This is a genomic window from Streptomyces dryopteridis (genome assembly GCF_049606955.1).
Lineage (GTDB): Bacteria > Actinomycetota > Actinomycetes > Streptomycetales > Streptomycetaceae > Streptomyces.
Genome location: NZ_CP187113.1, coordinates 1,936,995 through 1,955,806 on the forward strand (window position 1 = coordinate 1,936,995; position 18,812 = coordinate 1,955,806).

Consider the following 18,812-nt stretch of genomic DNA (forward strand, 5'->3'; position numbering starts at 1 on the left):
ACACCGCGCGCGGGGTAGGCGCGCCCTCGGCAACGAAACGAGCCCTTGTGGGAGGCGATCGTGACCGAGGAAACGCGGCGGACCCCCGCCACGACGAACAACGCGGGCATCCCGGTGGAGAGCGACGAGCACTCGCTGACCGTCTCGCCGGACGGCCCGATCCTGCTCCAGGACCACTACCTGATCGAGAAGATGGCCCAGTTCAACCGGGAGCGGGTGCCGGAGCGGGTGGTGCACGCCAAGGGGGCGGGCGCGTACGGCACCTTCCAGGTGACGGCCGACGTGAGCCGGTACACCAAGGCGGAGGTGTTCGCGCCGGGACGCCGCACGGAGGTCCTGGCCCGGTTCTCCACCGTCGCGGGCGAGCAGGGCTCCCCGGACACCTGGCGCGACCCGCGCGGCTTCGCGGTGAAGTTCTACACCGACCAGGGCAACTACGACCTGGTCGGCAACAACACCCCGGTGTTCTTCGTCCGTGACCCGATGAAGTTCCAGGACTTCATCCGCTCGCAGAAGCGCACCATCGACGGGGGCCTGCGCGACCACGACATGCAGTGGGACTTCTGGACCGGCTCCCCCGAGTCCGCGCACCAGGTGACCTGGCTGATGGGCGACCGCGGCATCCCGAAGAGCTACCGGCACATGGACGGCTTCGGCTCGCACACCTACCTGTGGGTCAACGCGGCCGGCGAGCGGTTCTGGGTGAAGTACCACTTCCGCACCGAGCAGGGCATCGGGTTCCTGACCCAGGCGGAGGCCGACGAGCTGGCCGGTTCCGATCCGGACGTGCACCGCAAGGACCTGCGGGAGGCCATCGAGGGCGGCACGCCGCCGAGCTGGACCCTGTCGGTGCAGATCATGCCGTTCGCGGAGGCCGAGGGGTACCGGTTCAACCCCTTCGATCTGACGAAGGTGTGGCCGCACTCCGACTACCCGCTGGTCGAGGTGGGCCGGATGACCCTGGACCGCAACCCGGAGGACTTCTTCGTCCACGTCGAGCAGGCCGCGTTCGAGCCCTCGAACCTGGTGCCGGGCATCGGCCCGTCCCCGGACCGGATGCTGCTGGGGCGGCTGCTGTCGTACCCGGACGCGCACCGCTACCGGATCGGCGCGAACTACGCGCAGTTGCCGCCGAACCGGCCGCGCACCCGGGTGGCGAGCTACGCGAAGGACGGCGCGATGCGCTTCGAGTCGCCGGCGGTGGCCCGTCCGTACGCCCCGAACTCCTACGGCGGCCCGGCCGCCGACACGGAGCGGTTCGGGGACCCGGCGGGCTGGGCCTCGGCGGGCGAGATGACGCGCACCGCGCAGTCCCTGCACGCGGAGGACGACGACTGGGGGCAGGCGGGCACGCTGGTGCGCGAGGTGCTGGACGACGCGGCCCGTGAGCGGCTGGTGGGCAATGTCGCGGGGCACCTGGCGGACGGGGTGAGCGCGCCGGTGCTGGCGCGGGCGCTGGCGTACTGGCGGCAGGTGGACAAGGCCCTGGGCGACCGGGTGGCGGCCCGTCTCCGGGAGGACTGAGGGCACGCGCCGGACATGCCACCGAACATGCCGCCGCCCGGCGACGCGGGATGCGTCGCCGGGCGGCGGTGTCGTGCGCGGTGCGGGGTGGTGCGGGTGCGCTAGGGGCGGGGCGGGAAGAGCGGTCCGCCGTTGTCGCCGCCGTTGTTGTCGCCGCCGTTGTTGTCGCCCCCGCCCGGGTTGCCGCCCGGGTCGGGGTCCTTCGACGCGCTGTGGGTCGGCCGGACCGAGGTCGTGGGCCGGTTCGAGGGGCTGTTGCCGCCGCCACCGCTGGACTGGCTCGTCGACGGGACGGGCTTGCGGGAGCCGGACGGCGTGCCGCTCGGGAGCCCGGAGGGGCTCTCGGAGGTGCTGGGCTCGCGGACCGGGGACCCGGTCGGGGCCGGCGGGACGTCGGGCTGTCCCATGTCGGCGTCGGGGAGGGAGAACTCCTTGGTGTCGACGCCGGAGAGCGCCTTGACCATGTAGGTCTTCCAGATCGCGGCGGGGAAGGTGGAACCGCCCGCGCGACCGCCGCCGGCGATGCCGTGCAGCGAGACCTGACCGCTGTCCTTGGGGTTCTGGCCGTAGATCGAGACGATCGTGGTCAGTTCCGGGGTGTAGCCGGTGAACCAGGCGGAACGGTTGCTCTCGGAGGTACCGGTCTTGCCCGCCGCGTCGTAGGCGCTGCTCTGGACCTTGTTGCCGGAGCCCTCGCGGACCACGCCGGTGAGGACCTTGGTGACGGTGTCGGCGGTGGTGCTGCTGACGGCCTGGCCGCCGACCCCGTTGACCTTCTCGAAGGTGCGGCCCACGTGGCGGGCGTCCTTGACGATGAGGGGGGTGGTCTTCTTGCCGTGGTTGGCGAGGGTCGCGTAGGCGGCGGCCATGTCCACGGTGCTGGAACCCATGGTGCCCAGGGACATGGCCGGCCGGTCGGCGGGCCAGTTGTCCTTGCTCTTGGGGTTGTTGTCGACCATGCCCATCGCGAGCGCGGTCTCCTTGGTCTTCTCCGGGGTGGCGTCCACGATGAGCTGTGCGTACACGGAGTTGACGGAGGAGTTGGTCGCCTTCTGCAGCGTGATCATCGGGCTGCCGTCGTCGCCCTTGTAGCTGACGTCGTCCTGGTTCTCCGGGTTGAACGGGATGGGGCTGCCGACCACCTTGCGCTTGCTGGTGCCGTCGTACAGCGTCTGCGGGCTGATCTTCTTGCCGTCCTGGGTCCGCGCGCCGGTCTCCAGCGCCGCGGCGAGCACCATGGGCTTGAAGGTCGAGCCGGGCTGGTAGTCGGTGCGCATGGCGTTGCTGGCCCACTGCTCCTTCTGGCCCAGCCCGCCGTACATCGCGACGATGGCGCCGGTCTTGTTGTCCACCGAGGTGGCGCCGGCCTGCACGGCCGCGTCGGGACGCTCGGGGTCGGTGCTCTTGCGGTCGAGCTTGGACTCCAGCTCGGCCTGGACGGCCTTCTCCAGCGCGTCCTGCTTCTTCTTGTCGATGTTGAGGGTGATGGTCCAGCCACCGGCCTCGATGGCGCCCTTGTCGACGTTGTAGCGCTTGGCCATCTCGTCGTTGGCGGCCTGGATCAGGTAGCCCTTCTGGCCCTCCATGCCCGGGGTGGGCTTGGGCTTGATGGGCTCCTGGAACTTCATGGTCTGGCGCTTGGCCTTGTCCAACTCGCCCATCTCGACCATGTTGTCGAGGGTGGCGTTGAACCGGACCATGACCAGTTCCTTGCCGTTCGGCCCGGCGGTGGCCCAGTCGTACTGGTTCGGGGCCTGGAGCAGCGCGGCCAGGTAGGCGCCCTGTTCGAGGGTCAGCTTGTCGGCGCCGACGCCGTAGTACGCCTTGGCGGCGGCCTCGATGCCGTAGGCGCCGCGGCCGAAGTAGCTGGTGTTCAGGTAGCCCGCGAGGATCTCGGGCTTCTCCTTCTCCTGGTCGACCTTGAGGGAGATCACCATCTCCTTGAGTTTCCGCGTCGCGGTCTGCTCCTGGGTCAGGTAGTAGTTCTTGACGTACTGCTGGGTGATGGTGGAACCGCCGGAGCGGGCCTGACCGGTGGCGGCGTTGAACACCGCGCGGGCCAGACCCTTGAAGTCGATTCCGTTGTCCGAGTAGAAGTCCTTGTTCTCGATCGCGATGAAGGCCGTCTGCACGTCCTTCGGGATGCGGGAGAGCTCGATCTTCTCGCGGTTCATCTTGCCGACGCGGGTCATCACGGAGCCGTCGGAGTACTGGTAGACGTTGCTCTGGAGTTCGGCGTCGGCGTTGCCGCTGGGGATGTCCACGTAGAAGTAGAGGCCGACCGCGCCGGCGATGCCGAGCAGGATCATGCCGAAGAAGGCCCCCAGGATCTTCTTCCAGCCGAAGAAGCGACGTATGCCGGTCGGCTTCCCGCCTCCCGCGCCGCGGCCTTTCGGCGCTCGCCGCGCCCCGCGCTGCTTCTGCGCCCGTCGCGCCTCTGCTCGGCCCATCGCTCCCGCTCCGCTCGAAAACACCCCCCGACGTCAGCTTCGAAAGCTAACACCACGGGGTGTGGACAAATGCCGGACAAATTGTGCTCATATCGCCCATATCGGACGTGAGAATCAGCACCCACACCAGGGGAACCGAGCCTCAGAATGCCGTGTCCCTTGCCCTTCCGCGAAAAACTGATATCACTTTGATAGAGCGTTCGAGCGAACGCCACACTCCAAACGGGGGCGAACCATGACCAAAGACACCGTCGAAGCGCAGATCCACGCCGCGGCGAACGTCCGCGAACGCGCCGCCCACAGCGTCGGGGGCGGCACCGCCCTCCTCGGCGGGCTCGTCGGCGTGCTCGCCGGCGCCGGCCTGATCGTGTGGGGTTCCACGGAGGGCCCGATCGCGTTGCTGCCGGTCGGCATCGTGCTCGCCGTCCTCTCCTTCGTCGCGATGGCCGGCCTGAACACGATCTCCCCCGGCGAGGCCCGCGTGGTCCAGCTCTTCGGCCGGTACAAGGGGACGATCCGCGTCGACGGCCTGCGCTGGGTCAACCCCCTCACCTCGCGCCACACCATCTCCACCCGGGTCCGCAACCACGAGACGGCCGTGCTGAAGGTGAACGACGCCTACGGCAACCCGATCGAGCTGGCCGCCGTGGTGGTCTGGCGGGTCGAGGACACCGCGCGGGCCGTCTTCGCCGTCGAGGACTTCACCGAGTTCGTCGAGACCCAGACCGAGGCCGCCGTCCGGCACATCGCCATCGAGTACCCCTACGACTCGCACGACGAGACCGGGCTGTCGCTGCGCGAGAACGCCGAGGAGATCACCGAGAAGCTGGCCGCCGAACTGCACGCCCGGGTCGAGGCCGCGGGCGTGAGCATCGTCGAGTCCCGCTTCACCCACCTCGCGTACGCTCCGGAGATCGCCTCCGCGATGCTCCAGCGCCAGCAGGCCGGGGCCGTGGTGGCCGCCCGGAAACTGATCGTGGAGGGCGCGGTGGGCATGGTGAACCTCGCCCTCAACCGCCTGGAGGAAGAGGACATCGTGGAACTGGACCCGGAGCGGAAGGCCGCGATGGTCTCCAACCTGCTCGTCGTGCTGTGCGGGGACCGGGCCGCGCAGCCCGTCGTCAACACCGGCACCCTGTACCAGTGACCCCCGCCCGGAAGCAGGTGCTGCTGCGGCTCGACCCGCAGGTCTACGAGGCGCTCGCCCGGTGGGCCGGCGAAGAGCTCCGCAGCGCCAACGCCCAGATCGAGTTCCTGCTGCGCCGGGCCCTGTCCGACGCGGGCCGGCTGCCCTCGGCCGCCGGCCCCATCCCCCGCCGGGGCCGCCCCGCCCGGGACGCCGAACGCGCCGCCGAGCACGCGGCCGAGCAGTCGGCGCCGCGCCCCGGCACCCGGGCCCGACCCACCGGCCCGCCCCCGCCGCCGCGCGAGGGCCCCTGAGCACGACGCCCGCCGGCTGCGGGGCCGGACGGGTTCGAAGATTGCCCGAAAGTACGAGACATGGGCCCTGACCTGGGAAGACTCCCGGGTCAGGGCCTTCGTCACGCCCGCCCCGGGCCGCCCGACCCCCCGGCTATACACCGTGCGTATACACCGTGTGTAGAGTCGTGCCCATGTCCATAGGTCACACATTGCTCGGTCTCCTGGAGACCGGACCCCGCCACGGCTACGACCTGAAGCGCACCTTCGACGAGCGCTTCGGTCACGACCGCCCCCTCGCCTACGGGCAGGTCTACTCGACCATGTCCCGGCTGCTGCGCAACGGCCTCGTCACGGTCGACGGCGTCGAGGCCGGCGGGGGGCCCGACCGCAAGCGGTACGCCATCACCGAGGCCGGGGTCACCGACGTCGCCGACTGGCTCGCCCGCCCCGAGGCGCCCGAGCCGTACCTCCAGTCCGTCCTCTACACCAAGGTCGTCCTCGCCCTGCTGACCGGCCGCGACGCCGCCGACCTCCTCGACACCCAGCGCTCCGAGCACCTGCGCCTGATGCGCACGCTGACCGCCCGCAAGCGCAAGGGCGACATCGCCGACCAGCTGATCTGCGACCACGCCCTGTTCCACCTGGAGGCGGACATGCGCTGGCTGGAACTGGCGGCGGCCCGGCTGGACCGGCTCGCGGCGGAGGTGCGCGCGTGAGCACCCCCTCCCCCGCCGCCCCGGCGGGCTCGCTGCTCGCCGCCCACGACCTGCGCAAGTCCTACGCCGGCACGCCCGCCCTCGACGGCGCCGCGTTCTCCGTGCACCCCGGTGAGATCGTCGCCGTGATGGGCCCCTCCGGCTCCGGCAAGTCCACCCTGCTGCACGTGCTCGCCGGGATCGTCACCCCCGACTCGGGCAGCGTGACGTACGCGGGCCGCGAGCTGAGCGGCATGTCCGACGCCGAGCGCAGCGCCCTGCGCCGCACCGACTTCGGCTTCGTCTTCCAGTTCGGGCAGCTCGTGCCGGAACTGACCTGCCTGGAGAACGTGGCCCTGCCGTTGCGGCTGGCCGGCGTGAAGCGGCGGCGGGCCGAGGCGGGCGCCCGCGAGTGGCTGGCCCGGCTGGAGGTGGACGACGTGGCCGACAAGCGGCCCGGCGAGGTCTCGGGCGGGCAGGGCCAGCGGGTGGCCGTGGCCCGGGCCCTGGTGGGCACCCCGCGCGTGGTCTTCGCCGACGAGCCGACCGGCGCCCTGGACTCCCTCAACGGCGAGCTCGTCATGCGGCTGCTCACCGACGCGGCCCGGTCCACGAACGCGGCCGTCGTGCTGGTCACCCACGAGACGCGGGTGGCGGCGTGGTCGGACCGGGAGATCGTCGTGCGCGACGGCCGCTCCCGCGACATGGAGCGGATCGTATGAGCGCCTCGAACGGAGGCTGGGGCCGTGATCTGGGGATGGGGCTGCGGTTCGCGTTCTCCGGCGGCCGCGAGGGCCTGATCCGCACGGTGTTGACGGGCGTGGGCGTGGGTCTCGGCGTGGCCCTGCTGCTGATCACGACGGGCCTGCCGAGCGCGCTCCAGGCGCGTGACGCGCGGTCGGCGGCGCGGTCGGCGCAGACCTCGGAGACCTTCGACGCGGCGGGCCGGGACACCCTGTTGTTCTCCCGGGCCGAGATGAGCTGGCGGGACCGGGACGTGGCCGGGGCGCGGGTGCTGGCCGAGGGCCCGGACGCCGTCGTGCCGCCGGGCCTGAAGAAGGTGCCCGGCCCGGGCGAGTTGGCCGTCTCCCCGGCCTTGGACGCGCTGCTGCGCTCCCCGGAGGGGAAGCTGCTGCGCGAGCGGCTGCCGCAGCCGATCACGGCGATCATCGGCGAGCAGGGCCTGATCGGCCCCTCGGAGCTGGCGTTCTGGCAGGGTGACGGGCGGCTGGCGCGGGAGGTGACGGTCGCGGACTCCGGCGTGAAGCGCATCAAGGCATTCGAGAACAGGTCCACGAGGGAACCGACCCCGCCGGTGATCGTGCTGCTGATCACGCTGACGTTCGTGGCCCTGCTGATGCCGGTGGCGGTGCTGATCGCGGCGGCCGTGCGGTTCGGCGCGGACCGGCGCGACCGGCGGCTGGCGGCGCTGCGGCTGATCGGCGTGGACGCGCGGTCGGCGCGGCGGATCGCGGCCGGCGAGGCCATGGGCGGGGCGCTGACGGGGCTGGCCTGGGGGGTGCTGTTCTTCTTCGCGGGCCGCGAGCTGGTGCGGTTCGTGCAGGTCTCGAAGTTCAACTTCCTGCCCTCGGACCTGAACCCGACCTGGTGGCTCGCGCTGATCGTGGGGCTGGCGGTGCCGGCGGCGGCGGTGCTCGTCACCCTGTTCTCGCTGCGGCGCGCGGTGATCGAGCCCCTGGGCGTCGTGCGCTTCGCGCGTCCGCAGCGGCGCCGGCTGTGGTGGCGGGTGCTGCTGCCGCTGGCCGGGGTGGCCGTGCTGCTCCCGATCATGAACCGCGGCGAGGACGAGCCGGTGCGGGAGTACCAGGTGACGGTGGGCGTGGTGTTGGTGCTGGTCGGCATCACCACGCTGCTGCCGTGGGTGATCGACGCGGCCGTGGGCCGGCTGCGGGGCGGGCCGCCGGCGTGGCAGCTCGCGATCCGACGGCTCCAGTTGGACGGCGGGACGGCGGCGCGGCTGGTCAACGGCATCGCGGTGGCGGTGGCCGGGTCCATCGCGCTGCAGATGATGTTCGTGGGCAGCGAGAGCTCCTTCGCCCAGAACACCGGCCAGGACCCGGACCGGGCCACGATCTCGATCAACGCGAACGGCGTCGGGGACCCGCACACGCTGACCGCGATGTCCGACACCATCGCCGGTCTGCCCGGGGTGCGCAGGTCGTTGGCGCTGGTGCAGACGACGGCGGCGGCCGAGCGGAAGACCGAGGGCGTCGGGATCCAGGTCACCATCGGCACCTGCGCCGCGCTCTCGGAGATCGCGGACCTGCCGAAGGACTGCCGCGACGGCGCCGCGTACCTGCTCTCCGGCAAGGAGGCGGGCACGGGCAAGCCGGTCGAGACCAACGGGCCGCAGCGGCCCGTGCCGACGGCCGGGCAGAAGCTGTTCATCGGCAACGTGTACGGCTTTGACGGCATGCCCGGAGTGCCCGAGCGGCGGGACGAGGCGCGCCCGTGGACCGCACCGTCCCCGCTGCCGGTGGTGGACGGCCGGCGGGACCCGCAGGGCCGGTTCGAGAGCGGGATCCTGCTGACCCCCTCGCTGATGCCCGCGGGGCTGGAGCGGGACGCCTACGGTTCCGTGCAGGTGGTCACCGAACAGGGTGACGCGGACGTCCTGGAACGGGTGCGCACGGCCGCGTACCTGGCCGATCCGAAGGCCACGGCGTTCACCCTGCAACGGGTGAAGCTGGCCGACCAGTACGAGTCGGCCCGGGACGGGCTGCTGTTCGGGGCGATCGGCGTGCTGGTGCTGATGGGGCTGAGCATGCTGGTCTCGCAGATCGAGCAGGTCCGGGAGCGGCGCAAGCTGCTGGCCTCGCTGGTGGCGTTCGGCACGAAGCGGTCCACGCTCACGTTCTCGGTGTTGTGGCAGACGGCGGTGCCGATCGTGTTGGGCGTGCTGCTGGCGACCGCGGCCGGGCTGGGCCTGGGTTCGGTGCTGCTGCGGATGTCGAACGTGCCGGTGACGGTGCAGTGGGGGCCGATCGGGATCCTCGCGGCGGCCGGGGTGGGGGTGTCGGCGGCGGTGACGCTGCTGAGCCTGCCGTCGCTGCTGCGGGTGATGCGGCCGGACGGGCTGCGCACCGAGTAGCGACGCGTTCGCCGGTCGCGCCGGGTCGCCCCGCGGGGCGGCCCGGCGTTCGCGCGTCAGCTCCCGTCGGTGAGCCAGACGGGCAGGGGGCGGACGGCCTCGCGCAGGGCGTCGGCGAAGGCGTGGAACTCCTCGGCCCGGGCGGAGCCGGTGCGGGCGGCCAGGGCGATCCGGCGGGTGGGGGCGGGTTCGGCGAAGACGCCGGTGGCGAGGTGCTCGTTGCGGGCGGTCTCCAGGCGCAGGGCGGTGCGGGGCAACAGGGTCACCCCGAGTCCCCCGGCGACCAGTTGTACGAGGGTGGACAGTCCGGCGGCGGTGGTGGTGACCTCGGCGCCCTCGCGGCGGCCGGCCTCCCGGCACACGTCGAGGGCCTGGTCGCGCAGGCAGTGGCCCTCGTCGAGGAGGAGCAGGCGCAGGGTCCGCAGTTCCTCGTGCGGGATGTCGCGGCGGCCGGCGAGGGGGTGGTCGCGGGGGGTGAGGAGGACGAAGTCCTCGTCGAAGAGGGGGATCTCGGTGACCCCGGGCACTCCGAGGGGCACGGCGAGCAGCAGCAGGTCCAGGCGGCCGGCGGCGAGCCCGTCGAGGAGGGTGGCGGTCTGTTCCTCGTGGACCTGGAGGTCCATGCGGGGGTAGCGGCGGCGGAACAGGCCGAGCACGGTGGGCAGCAGGTAGGGCGCGACGGTGGGGATGACACCCAGGCGCAGCGCCCCGGTGAAGGGGGCGCGGGCGGCGTCGGCCTCGTCGTGGAGGGCGTCGGCGGCGGCGAGGACGGCCCGGGCGCGGACGGCGATCCGCTCCCCGGCGGCGGAGAGCAGCACCTTGCGGGTGGTCCGTTCGAGCAGCCGCACCCCGAGGGTCTCCTCCAGGGCGGCGACGGCGCCGGACAGCGCGGGCTGGCTCATCCCGATGGCGGCCGCGGCGGCCCGGAAGTGCAGGTGGTCGGCGACGGCGACGAAGGCCCGCAACTGCGCGAGGGTGGCCTGTTTCGCCCCCCTCCCCCGCTGCCCGACCCCCGCCACGCCCCCGACGGACGCCAGGGCACGGGGTACGGCGGAAGACATTGAAAGGAACCTCCGATCACTGTTTTCCAGAGTAGCTATTTCACTGATCAATCGCTCTGTGCCAGGATGTGAGATCCGTCCAACCCCCAGAAAACCCCTCGAATCGGACGGGTTTTCCGCGCTCTAGGAGTACACGTGCTCACCGTCGGTGACAAGTTCCCCTCGTACGACCTGACCGCCTGTGTCTCGCTGGAGGCCGGTGAGGAGTTCGCCCAGGTCGATCACAAGACCTACGAGGGCAAGTGGCGCGTCGTCTTCTTCTGGCCGAAGGACTTCACCTTCGTGTGCCCCACCGAGATCGCCGCGTTCGGGAAGCTGAACGAGGAGTTCGCCGATCGTGACGCGCAGATCCTCGGGGTTTCCGGCGACTCCGAGTTCGTGCACCACGCCTGGCGCAAGGACCACGCCGACCTGCGTGACCTGCCCTTCCCGATGCTCGCCGACTCCAAGCACGAGCTGATGCAGGCGTGCGGGGTGCAGGGCGAGGACGGTTTCGCGCAGCGCGCCGTGTTCGTCGTGGACCCCGACAACGAGATCCAGTTCTCCATGGTGACCGCCGGCTCCGTGGGCCGGAACCCCAAGGAGGTCCTGCGGGTCCTCGACGCGCTCCAGACCGACGAGCTGTGCCCGTGCAACTGGAACAAGGGCGAGTCCACCCTCGACGCCGGCGCCCTGCTGGCCGGTGAGTGACCCGTGGCCCTCGACACCCTGAAGTCGGCCATACCGGACTTCGCCAAGGACCTGCGCCTCAACCTCGGCTCCGTGATCGGCAACAGCCCGCTGCCCGCGCAGCAGCTCTGGGGCACGGTCCTGGCCTGCGCCATCGCCGCCCGCTCCCCGCGCGTGCTGGCCGAGCTGGAGCCCGAGGCCAAGGCCGCGCTCTCGCCCGAGGCGTACACGGCCGCGAAGTCCGCCGCCGCGATCATGGCGATGAACAACGTCTTCTACCGCACCCGCCACCTGCTCTCGGACCCCGAGTACGGCAACCTGCGCGCCGGTCTGCGGATGAACGTCATCGGCAACCCGGGCGTGGAGAAGGTCGACTTCGAGCTGTGGTCCCTCGCGGTCTCCGCGATCAACGGCTGCGGCCAGTGCCTCGACTCGCACGAGCAGGTGCTCCGCAAGGCCGGCGTGGACCGGGAGACCGTGCAGGAGGCCGTCAAGGTCGCCTCCGTGATCCAGGCCGTGGCCGTCACCCTCGACGCCGAGGCCGCCCTCGCCGGTCACTGACCGCGCCCGGCACCCCCGTCACGACGACGCGCGCCCCGTTCCCCGCACCAGGGGGGACGGGGCGCCGTCGCGTCGTGCGCACGGACGCCTGCGGGGGCCTCAGTCCCGGATCCTGAGGGCCTCCATGATCGCCCGGGTGTCCTCCACCAGCGCCGACTGCACGGCCACCGGGTCGGCGAACGGCGCCGGGCCCGCGCTCCTCTCGCCCTCCCCCTGCGGCCGCCCGCGCACCCAGGTCGTGAACACGGCCCCGCCCTCGCGGACGACGAGGTCGTAGGAGGTGTGCGTCTCGCCGCCGGTGTCGAAGAGCAGCGCCTCGTCCCCCAGCCCGGGCACCGCGCGGACCTCGTCCGAGGCCGCCCCGTAGCCCGTGCCCCACTCCCGGGCCCGCACCGCGAACTCGGCCGCCGGGTCCGTCACCGCGTGCAGCTCGACCCGGATCCCGGCCGAGTACTCCGCCCGCCCCAAGGGCACGGGCCCCTGGTCGTCGTTGGCCCGGGTGTCGCGGTCACAGGACCCGCCGGTCAGCACCGGGTCCTCGGGACGGCGGTCGGAGTGCTGCCCGGGGAACGGCTTCAGCGCGTTCGACAACGCCGTGAACCCGGCCACCGCGCACAGCGACCCGGAGGGCATCGCGTGGTCGAGCCGGGGCGCGGTCAACTCGCGGGCGAGGGGGCCGCGGAACGCGTACAGCCCGCCCGCCCACAGCGCCGAGGCGCCCACCGCGCCCACCAGCGCCCACGCCAGGGCCCGGCCGCCGCCCCCGCGTCCGGTCGGACGGGACCCGGGCGCCGGCTCCGGCCCCGTCGCGGGCGCCGAACCACCGGGCCGCGTCCCGCCGTCGGGTCGCTCCCAGTCGGCCTCGGGCTCGCCGATCATCCCCGCGCCCCTCCCCCGGAGCCGGGAGCCCGGTAGGCCGCCATCGCCGCGCGGGCGTCCTCGATCAGGGCCGCGCGGACGGCGCCCTCGTCGACGAAGGGCGGTTCGGCCCGCCCCGGCTCCAGGCCGCCGGTCGCCTTCGACACCACGAGGGTGAACACCGCGCCCCCGTCCCGCACCCGCAGGGTCATCGTGTCCCGGGCCGGCGACGTGACCACCTCGGCCTCCTCGCCCAGGCCCGGCACCGGGCTCGCGGCCCCGTCCCGCGGCTCCTGCGGCCCCGGGGCGAACTCCGGCGCCGCGTCCCCGCCGTACAGGACCACGCGCATCCGCGCGGTCCAGGCCACCGGAGCGGGCGTCGGCTCCTGTGAGCCGGCGGTCCCCCGGCGCGCGCACGAGAAGCGGTCCACGGCCGGGTTGGCCCGGGTCTCCGCGTCCGCCGCCGGGTCCTCGTCCCAGGGCGCGACCAGGCGCGACAGCTCCGCGAACTCGGCCCCCGCGCACACGTCGGACGCCGGTATCGCGTACCGGGCCCCCGACGCCCGCGCCCCTTGCGCGGCCCCCTCGGGCGCGGCCCGCTCCTCGGCGGCCCGCTCCTGCGAGCGCGAGACCAGGAACACGGCGAGCACGACGGCCGCCGCGACCCCGAGCGCCCCGAGCGCGATCAACGCCCCCCGGAGCCGCTCCCGCCGGGTGCCGCGCTCCCGCCGCGGGTCCTCGTTCTCGACCATCGGGTTCCCCCAACCCGTGCCCGGCCCGTGCCCGCCGCCGTCACCGCCGCCGTCGTCCTGGAGATCGTCGATCATCCCCGTGCCCCTCCCCCCGAAACGCGCGGGACCCCGCGCCACTGCCGGTGATCATGACAGTGGGGCGGGGTCCGCCACCAGGGTTCTCAGCGCTCGGACGCCGGCGGTGGGGGTGTCGGGGAGGGCGTCGGGGACGGCACGGGGTCCTCGCCCAGGGCCGTGGCCCCGTGCGGTCCCGGCCCGGCCGCGCCCTCCGGTTGCTCGCCCGCCAGCCGACGTTCCGTCGAATACGCCTTCAGGTAGCCGACCACGGTGTTCGTCACGGCGACCAGCGGCACCGCCACCACCGCCCCGCCGATGCCCGCGATCATGCCGCCGGCCGCGACCGCGAGGACCACCGCCAAGGGGTGCACGCGCACCGCCCGGCCCAGGATGAACGGCTGGAGCACGTGCCCCTCGATCTGCTGCACCGCCAGCACGACCACCAGCACCATCAGCGCCGTGAACACGCCCTGCGTGACCAGCGCGACCACCACCGCCAACGCTCCCGAGACCACCGCGCCCACGAGCGGGATGAACGCGAAGAGGAAGATGAACACGGCCAGCGGGACCGCCATCGGCACGTCGAGGAAGTAGATCCCCAACCCGATGAAGATCGCGTCGATGAGGGCCACGATGACCGTGCCGCGCACGTACGCCGTCAACGTGCGCCACGCGCGCGGACCCGCGCCCGCCACGCCCTCGCGCGCCGCCGCCGGCACCAGGCCCAGCACCCAGCCCCAGATCTTCCGGCCGTCGTAGAGCAGGAAGAGGGTGGAGAACATCGCGAGCAGGATTCCGGTCAGCAGCTCCACCATGACCGTGACGCCCTGCAACCCGGCCGAGGTGATCTCGTCGGTGTTGGAGCCGATGGTCTCGGTGAGGTTCTTGGCGATGTCGTTGATCTGCTTCTCGGTGACGTGGAACGGGCTGTCCAGCGCCCACACCTTCAGCTCGTTGATGCCGTCCTTCACGCGGTCGGACAGATCGTCGAGGTTGTCCATCACCTGCCAGACCACGAACCAGCCGACCAGGCCGATCGCCACGAAGCCGAGGATCGCGGTCAACGCGGTCGCCAGGCCGCGGGGCAGCCCGGCCCTTCGCAGGCGCACCACCAGGGGCTGGAGCAGGGCCGTGACGAGCAGGGCCGCCGCGAACGCCAGCACCACCAGCCGCACCTCGCTGATCACCCGCATCAGCACCCACAGCATCCCCGCGAGCAGCAACAGCCGCCAGCTCACCTCGGCCGCGACCCGCATGCCCCACGGCACCACGGTCACCGGCTCGGGCCGGCCCGGCGGCACGGTCACGGCGGGGGTGACGACGACGGGGACCGGCGCGGGAGGCTGCGCCGCCCCGACCGGTCCCTGCCCCGGGGGGCCGACGGTGTTCGGGGGAGCGTCCTCGGGCGGACCGTCACCGAGCACGGTCTCCGCCGTCCCGGCCTCCACCTCCGCCCGACGGTGCGCCAGCCGCTCCTCCACCCGGTTCAATCGGGCGGCCAAGCGCCCCGCCCAGCCCGTCGTCCTCGCCATGTCCTCTGTTCCCTCTCCCCCACCCTGCTCCGTGCGGCGCCCTTCGGTCCCTCGGGCGCCCCGTCGACCGTACACGCGTGCCGGCCACGCCCCGTAGGACGAGCCGGCGACCGCGAGGGTTGAGCACGGGTCGCCCCAGGCGTCTGCCCCGCCCGGCCCCCGCCATTCCCGCGCGGAGCCCCCGGACCACACGTGCGAGCGTCCGCCGACCGGACGCCGAACGCACGCCGAGCACGCGCCGGTCGCGTGCCGACCCCGGGGCCGGACCCCGCCCGAGGCCCGGCCCGCGCGGTCGCCGATGATGGGGCACCGCCACCGCGTCACCGGCCCCGCACGGCCCGTGACCCCGCCCGCAGGGAGTCCCCCGTGCCGCCGTCCGCACCACCCCCGCCGCCCGAACCGGCGGACGAACGCCCGCCCGGACCCCTGTCCACCGGCTGGACCGTCCTCCTCGTGCTCGACGTGCTCGCCACCATCCCCGCGTTCGGCATCGGCGTGTGGGTGGCGGCGGCCCTGGCCGCCTGGCTGTGGCCGGGCGGCCCGGAGGACGTCCCCTGGGACGGGCCGCTGCCCGGGGTGCCCGCGTGGCTCGTCTTCGGGGCCCTCCTGATCGGCGGCGTGTTCGCCACCCACCTCACGGCCGCCCGCGCCCGCACCGCGCGGGTGCGTCGGATCGCCCTGGGCTTCGTGGTGGCCCGGTTGTCCCTGTACGGGGTCGCGGCGGTGGTCCTCGCGTTCGGCATGGTGCGCGCCATGTCGGATCCGTACGGGTCGGCGGCGCCCCCGCCGGCCGGGGTCCGGGTGGACGGGGACCGGATCACCGTCCGCAGCCCGGTCTGCGCGCAGTACCCGCCGCTGCGGATCGAGGTGTGGGACCGCGACGGCTCCGCCGAGGACGCCCTCTGGCAGGCCGACGATCCCGTCACGGCCGGGGCCAGGACCGGCGCCCTCCCGCTGTGGACCCCGACCGCGTACGGCACCGCCCCGTCCGGCGCCGCGCCGGACCCGCTGCCCGAGCACCTGCGGGCCGAGGTGGTCACGTACTTCCGGGAGAAGCGCGAGCCGCTCGGCGCCGTCGAGTTCTCCGTCGACGAGGTGCGCGCCATGAAGCTCGGCCCGGACCGCTGGTGGACCGAGGCCGGACCCGTGACGGGCGCGCAGATCGACGCCGGCCGCGTCTGCCCCGAGCCGAACGCCCCGTAGCCCGCCGACGCCCGGCCCCCGAAACGCGCGACGGCGCCCGCGGCCCCCGAGGGGGTGCGGACGCCGTTCACGAGCCGGGTACGACCGGTACGGCTAGTACCAGTTGTTGGCCTGCCAGAAGCTCCACGCGTCGCACGGGCTGCCGTAGCGCTCGTTCATGTAGTTCAGGCCCCACTTGATCTGGGTGGCCGGGTTGGTGCGCCAGTCGGCACCGGCCGAGGCCATCTTCGTGCCCGGCAGCGCCTGCACCAGGCCGTAGGCGCCGGAGGAGGCGTTGACGGCCTTGTAGTTCCACGTGGACTCGTGGTCCACGATGTTGGAGAAGCACTGGAACTGGCCCGAGGGCACGATCTGCCGCGCTATGGCCTGCACCTCGGCGACGCTGTACGAGGACTGCTCCGGGAAGGAGCCGGCGTCGCGGGATGCCGACCGGCTGGCGACCTCCTCGTCCTTCTCCTTCTCGCGTTCCTCCTCGGCCTTCTTCTTGGCCTCGGCGTCCGCCTTCTCCTTCTCCTCGACCGCCGCGGCCTTCTTGTCCTTGGCGTCCTGGGCCGCCTGGACGCGCGCGGCCTCGGCGACGGAACGGCGCTGGTCTGCGTCCGCGCGGGAGGCGATGGAGTCGGCCTGCTGCGTCAGCGAGGAGTTCTGCACGCCGACCTGGCCGCCGACCGGGAGATCCGCCAGCAGCGTGGCACCGGATGCCGTCGCCTGGAGGTCGTCCGCGTTCTGGGGGTCGCCCGTGGCGACACCGACGACGGCTCCGACAGTGGTGACCGCGGTGGCAGATGCCACGGCGAGCCCCCGGACCGAGATCCGGCTCACACGGTGTCCTTCCAGCAGCGTCAGCGGCGGTGACCTCGCCGGCGCGAGAGTGCCCCTGTCAACGCTGGCCTCCCCCACGCGTCGCGCGGGTCACGGAAGGCACGGGCCCGTGGGCGACCCCCGACGAACGGGAGTGCCGCGTGGTGCTGAACGGGCGGCATACGGCGAACGACTGTGCAGTTGTGGGTACGACTGTGCCGTATGCGGGGCCTGACGGAGAACAGACTCTAGCCGGACCTCGACGCCGCACGGCAATTCCCCGTTGCGTGGGAAAGCTCACAGCAGCGCGGAAGCCGTTGTTCCACGCGAAACCCTGTGCAAGGGAACGCCGCCCGGCTAGGCTTGCCCGCCTTGCCCGGACGGCGTCCAACTTCCTCCCCTTACGCCCCTCTTGGGGACCAAGGGCCGGGACCGACGGCACGGCCCCCGGGACCGAGGGCCGTGCCCGGCGCGGGGACGGGACCGCCGCCCCCGCACCGCGACACGCGCCCGCGCGCGCCGACCGGCCCGCGCTCAATGCCTCACAGCGTCTCCAGCATCTCCGTCACCAGCGCCGCGATCGGCGAGCGCTCCGAGCGGGTCAGCGTGACGTGCGCGAACAGCGGATGGCCCTTCAGCTTCTCGACCACGGCCACCACCCCGTCGTACCGACCGACCCGCAGGTTGTCCCGCTGCGCCACGTCGTGGGTGAGCACGACCCGGCTGTTGGACCCGATCCGGGACAGCACGGTCAGCAGCACGTTCCGCTCCAGCGACTGCGCCTCGTCCACGATGACGAACGCGTCGTGCAGGGACCGGCCCCGGATGTGCGTCAGCGGCAGCACCTCCAACATGCCCCGCCCCAGCACCTCCTCGATGACCTCCCGACCGGCCACCGACGAGAGGGTGTCGAACACGGCCTGCGCCCACGGGCCCATCTTCTCGGCCTCGGTGCCCGGCAGGTAGCCGAGCTCCTGCCCGCCGACCGCGTACAGGGGACGGAACACCATCACCTTCTGGTGCTGACGGCGCTCCAGCACCGCCTCCAGGCCCGCGCACAGGGCCAGCGCCGACTTGCCGGTGCCCGCCCGGCCGCCCATGGACACGATCCCGACCTCCTGGTCGAGGAGGATGTCCAGGGCGATCCGCTGCTCGGCGCTGCGCCCGTGCAGGCCGAACGCCTCGCGGTCGCCGCGCACCAGCCGGACGTTGCCGTCGGCGGTGACCCGGCCCAGCGCCTTGCCGCGCTCGGACTGGATGACGAGCCCGGTGTGCACGGGCAGTTCCGCCGCCTCCGGCACGTACAGCCGCTCCTGCGAGTACAGCAGGTCGACCTGTTCCCCGGAGAGGGCCAACTCGCTCATGCCGGTCCAGCCGGCCTCGGTGATGGCGAGTTCCGCGCGGTACTCCTCGGCCAACAGGCCCACCGAGGACGCCTTGATGCGCAGGGGAAGGTCCTTCGAGACCACCGTGACGTCGTAGCCCTCGGCCTGCAGGTTCCGGGCGACCGCGAGGATCCGCGAGTCGTTGTCCCCGAGCCGGAAGCCGGCGGGCAGGATGCCCGGGTCCGAGTGGTTGAGTTCGACCCGCAGGGTCCCGCCGAGATCGCCGATGGGGATCGGGGCGTCGAGGCGACCGAACCGGACCCGGAAGTCGTCCAGCTGCCGCAGGGCCTGCCGGGCGAAGTAGCCGAGTTCGGGATGGTGCCGCTTGGCCTCCAGCTCGGTGATCACCACGATCGGGAGCACGACCTCGTGCTCGTCGAACCGCGAGATCGCCGAAGGATCGGCCAGCAGGACACTGGTGTCGAGGACGTAGGTCCGCCTGTCGGGCAGGCGGCGCTTTGTGCTGGTCACCACGGAAGGACGTACCCCCTCGGAAGAGGTCGGGCCATGAAGACCGGACCGGTCATCGACCCCATGCCAGGGCCGTGTACCGGCCCTCCACTGAACTCCGCCTGTACCGCACGAGCGTCCTGGTGGTGCAAAGGGCCTCCCGGGCGGACGACCCTGTGTCGTCCGCTGAGATGCGACACCCGTGGTTCGGGCATCGACCTGCTTGGGGTATGCCCTCGAACATCCAAAGCCATGCCGGGGCATCGGACGCACGCCGGGT

Annotated in this window: 16 protein-coding genes; 9 read left to right on the forward strand and 7 right to left on the reverse strand. The window is 72.7% G+C overall.

Going from position 1 to position 18,812, the window contains the following annotated elements; genetic code table 11:
- Nucleotides 1-60 precede the first annotated feature (60 nt).
- Nucleotides 61-1,524, forward strand: a complete 1,464-nt coding sequence (locus ACN20G_RS07910; RefSeq protein ID WP_424212019.1) for a catalase — start codon at nt 61-63, stop codon at nt 1,522-1,524.
- Nucleotides 1,525-1,625: 101 nt separating this feature from the next.
- Here the strand turns inward: ACN20G_RS07910 and ACN20G_RS07915 are convergent, their stop codons facing one another.
- On the reverse strand, nt 1,626-3,974 hold the full coding sequence (locus tag ACN20G_RS07915; RefSeq protein ID WP_424212020.1) for a transglycosylase domain-containing protein: 2,349 nt from the start codon (nt 3,972-3,974) through the stop codon (nt 1,626-1,628).
- A gap of 235 nt (nt 3,975-4,209) precedes the next feature.
- Here ACN20G_RS07915 and ACN20G_RS07920 point away from each other — a divergent pair, with 235 nt between their 5' ends.
- The 5 genes from ACN20G_RS07920 (at nt 4,210) to ACN20G_RS07940 (ending at nt 9,203) form a co-directional block, all read left to right on the forward strand.
- A complete protein-coding gene (locus ACN20G_RS07920; protein WP_424212021.1) occupies nt 4,210-5,121 on the forward strand; it encodes an SPFH domain-containing protein in 912 nt (303 codons plus the stop codon).
- Nucleotides 5,067-5,414, forward strand: a complete 348-nt coding sequence (locus ACN20G_RS07925) for a hypothetical protein (RefSeq protein ID WP_424212022.1) — start codon at nt 5,067-5,069, stop codon at nt 5,412-5,414. The genes ACN20G_RS07920 and ACN20G_RS07925 overlap by 55 nt, the downstream gene beginning before the upstream one ends.
- Nucleotides 5,415-5,587: 173 nt before the next feature.
- On the forward strand, nt 5,588-6,112 hold the full coding sequence (locus ACN20G_RS07930; protein ID WP_424212023.1) for a PadR family transcriptional regulator: 525 nt from the start codon (nt 5,588-5,590) through the stop codon (nt 6,110-6,112).
- Nucleotides 6,109-6,813, forward strand: a complete 705-nt coding sequence (locus tag ACN20G_RS07935; protein WP_424212024.1) for an ABC transporter ATP-binding protein — start codon at nt 6,109-6,111, stop codon at nt 6,811-6,813. The genes ACN20G_RS07930 and ACN20G_RS07935 overlap by 4 nt, the downstream gene beginning before the upstream one ends.
- Nucleotides 6,810-9,203, forward strand: coding sequence for an ABC transporter permease (locus tag ACN20G_RS07940; RefSeq protein WP_424212025.1), 2,394 nt, complete (start codon nt 6,810-6,812; stop codon nt 9,201-9,203). Before ACN20G_RS07935 ends, ACN20G_RS07940 begins: the two co-directional genes overlap by 4 nt.
- Nucleotides 9,204-9,259: 56 nt before the next feature.
- Here the strand turns inward: ACN20G_RS07940 and ACN20G_RS07945 are convergent, their stop codons facing one another.
- Nucleotides 9,260-10,264 (reverse strand): hydrogen peroxide-inducible genes activator, encoded by a 1,005-nt coding sequence (locus tag ACN20G_RS07945; RefSeq protein WP_424212026.1) that lies wholly within the window; start codon nt 10,262-10,264, stop codon nt 9,260-9,262.
- A 135-nt stretch (nt 10,265-10,399) separates the two neighbouring features.
- Here ACN20G_RS07945 and ACN20G_RS07950 point away from each other — a divergent pair, with 135 nt between their 5' ends.
- Together ACN20G_RS07950 and ACN20G_RS07955 are read left to right on the forward strand one after the other, a co-directional pair.
- On the forward strand, nt 10,400-10,954 hold the full coding sequence (locus ACN20G_RS07950; RefSeq protein ID WP_424212027.1) for a peroxiredoxin: 555 nt from the start codon (nt 10,400-10,402) through the stop codon (nt 10,952-10,954).
- Nucleotides 10,955-10,957: 3 nt separating this feature from the next.
- The gene (locus ACN20G_RS07955) at nt 10,958-11,494 is read left to right on the forward strand and encodes an alkyl hydroperoxide reductase (RefSeq protein WP_424212029.1); all 537 of its coding nucleotides are present in this window, start codon (nt 10,958-10,960) and stop codon (nt 11,492-11,494) included.
- Nucleotides 11,495-11,593: 99 nt separating this feature from the next.
- Here ACN20G_RS07955 and ACN20G_RS07960 read toward each other — a convergent pair whose 3' ends face one another.
- The 3 genes from ACN20G_RS07960 to ACN20G_RS07970 all read right to left on the reverse strand — a co-directional run bounded on the left by ACN20G_RS07960 (nt 11,594) and on the right by ACN20G_RS07970 (nt 14,693).
- Complete coding sequence (locus ACN20G_RS07960) at nt 11,594-12,373, reverse strand: hypothetical protein (protein WP_424212030.1); 780 nt, start codon at nt 12,371-12,373, stop codon at nt 11,594-11,596.
- Entirely contained in the window at nt 12,370-13,179 is an 810-nt protein-coding gene (locus tag ACN20G_RS07965; protein ID WP_424212031.1) for a hypothetical protein, read from the reverse strand. Before ACN20G_RS07965 ends, ACN20G_RS07960 begins: the two co-directional genes overlap by 4 nt.
- 86 nt (nt 13,180-13,265) lie before the next feature.
- Nucleotides 13,266-14,693, reverse strand: a complete 1,428-nt coding sequence (locus ACN20G_RS07970) for an AI-2E family transporter (RefSeq protein ID WP_424212032.1) — start codon at nt 14,691-14,693, stop codon at nt 13,266-13,268.
- 366 nt (nt 14,694-15,059) lie between these two features.
- On the opposite strand from ACN20G_RS07970, the gene ACN20G_RS07975 reads away from it, so the two are divergent.
- Entirely contained in the window at nt 15,060-15,896 is an 837-nt protein-coding gene (locus ACN20G_RS07975; protein WP_424212033.1) for a hypothetical protein, read from the forward strand.
- 93 nt (nt 15,897-15,989) lie between these two features.
- Here the strand turns inward: ACN20G_RS07975 and ACN20G_RS07980 are convergent, their stop codons facing one another.
- Complete coding sequence (locus ACN20G_RS07980; RefSeq protein WP_424212034.1) at nt 15,990-16,718, reverse strand: transglycosylase SLT domain-containing protein; 729 nt, start codon at nt 16,716-16,718, stop codon at nt 15,990-15,992.
- Nucleotides 16,719-17,239: 521 nt separating this feature from the next.
- Entirely contained in the window at nt 17,240-18,556 is a 1,317-nt protein-coding gene (locus tag ACN20G_RS07985) for a PhoH family protein (protein WP_424212035.1), read from the reverse strand.
- Nucleotides 18,557-18,812 lie beyond the last annotated feature (256 nt).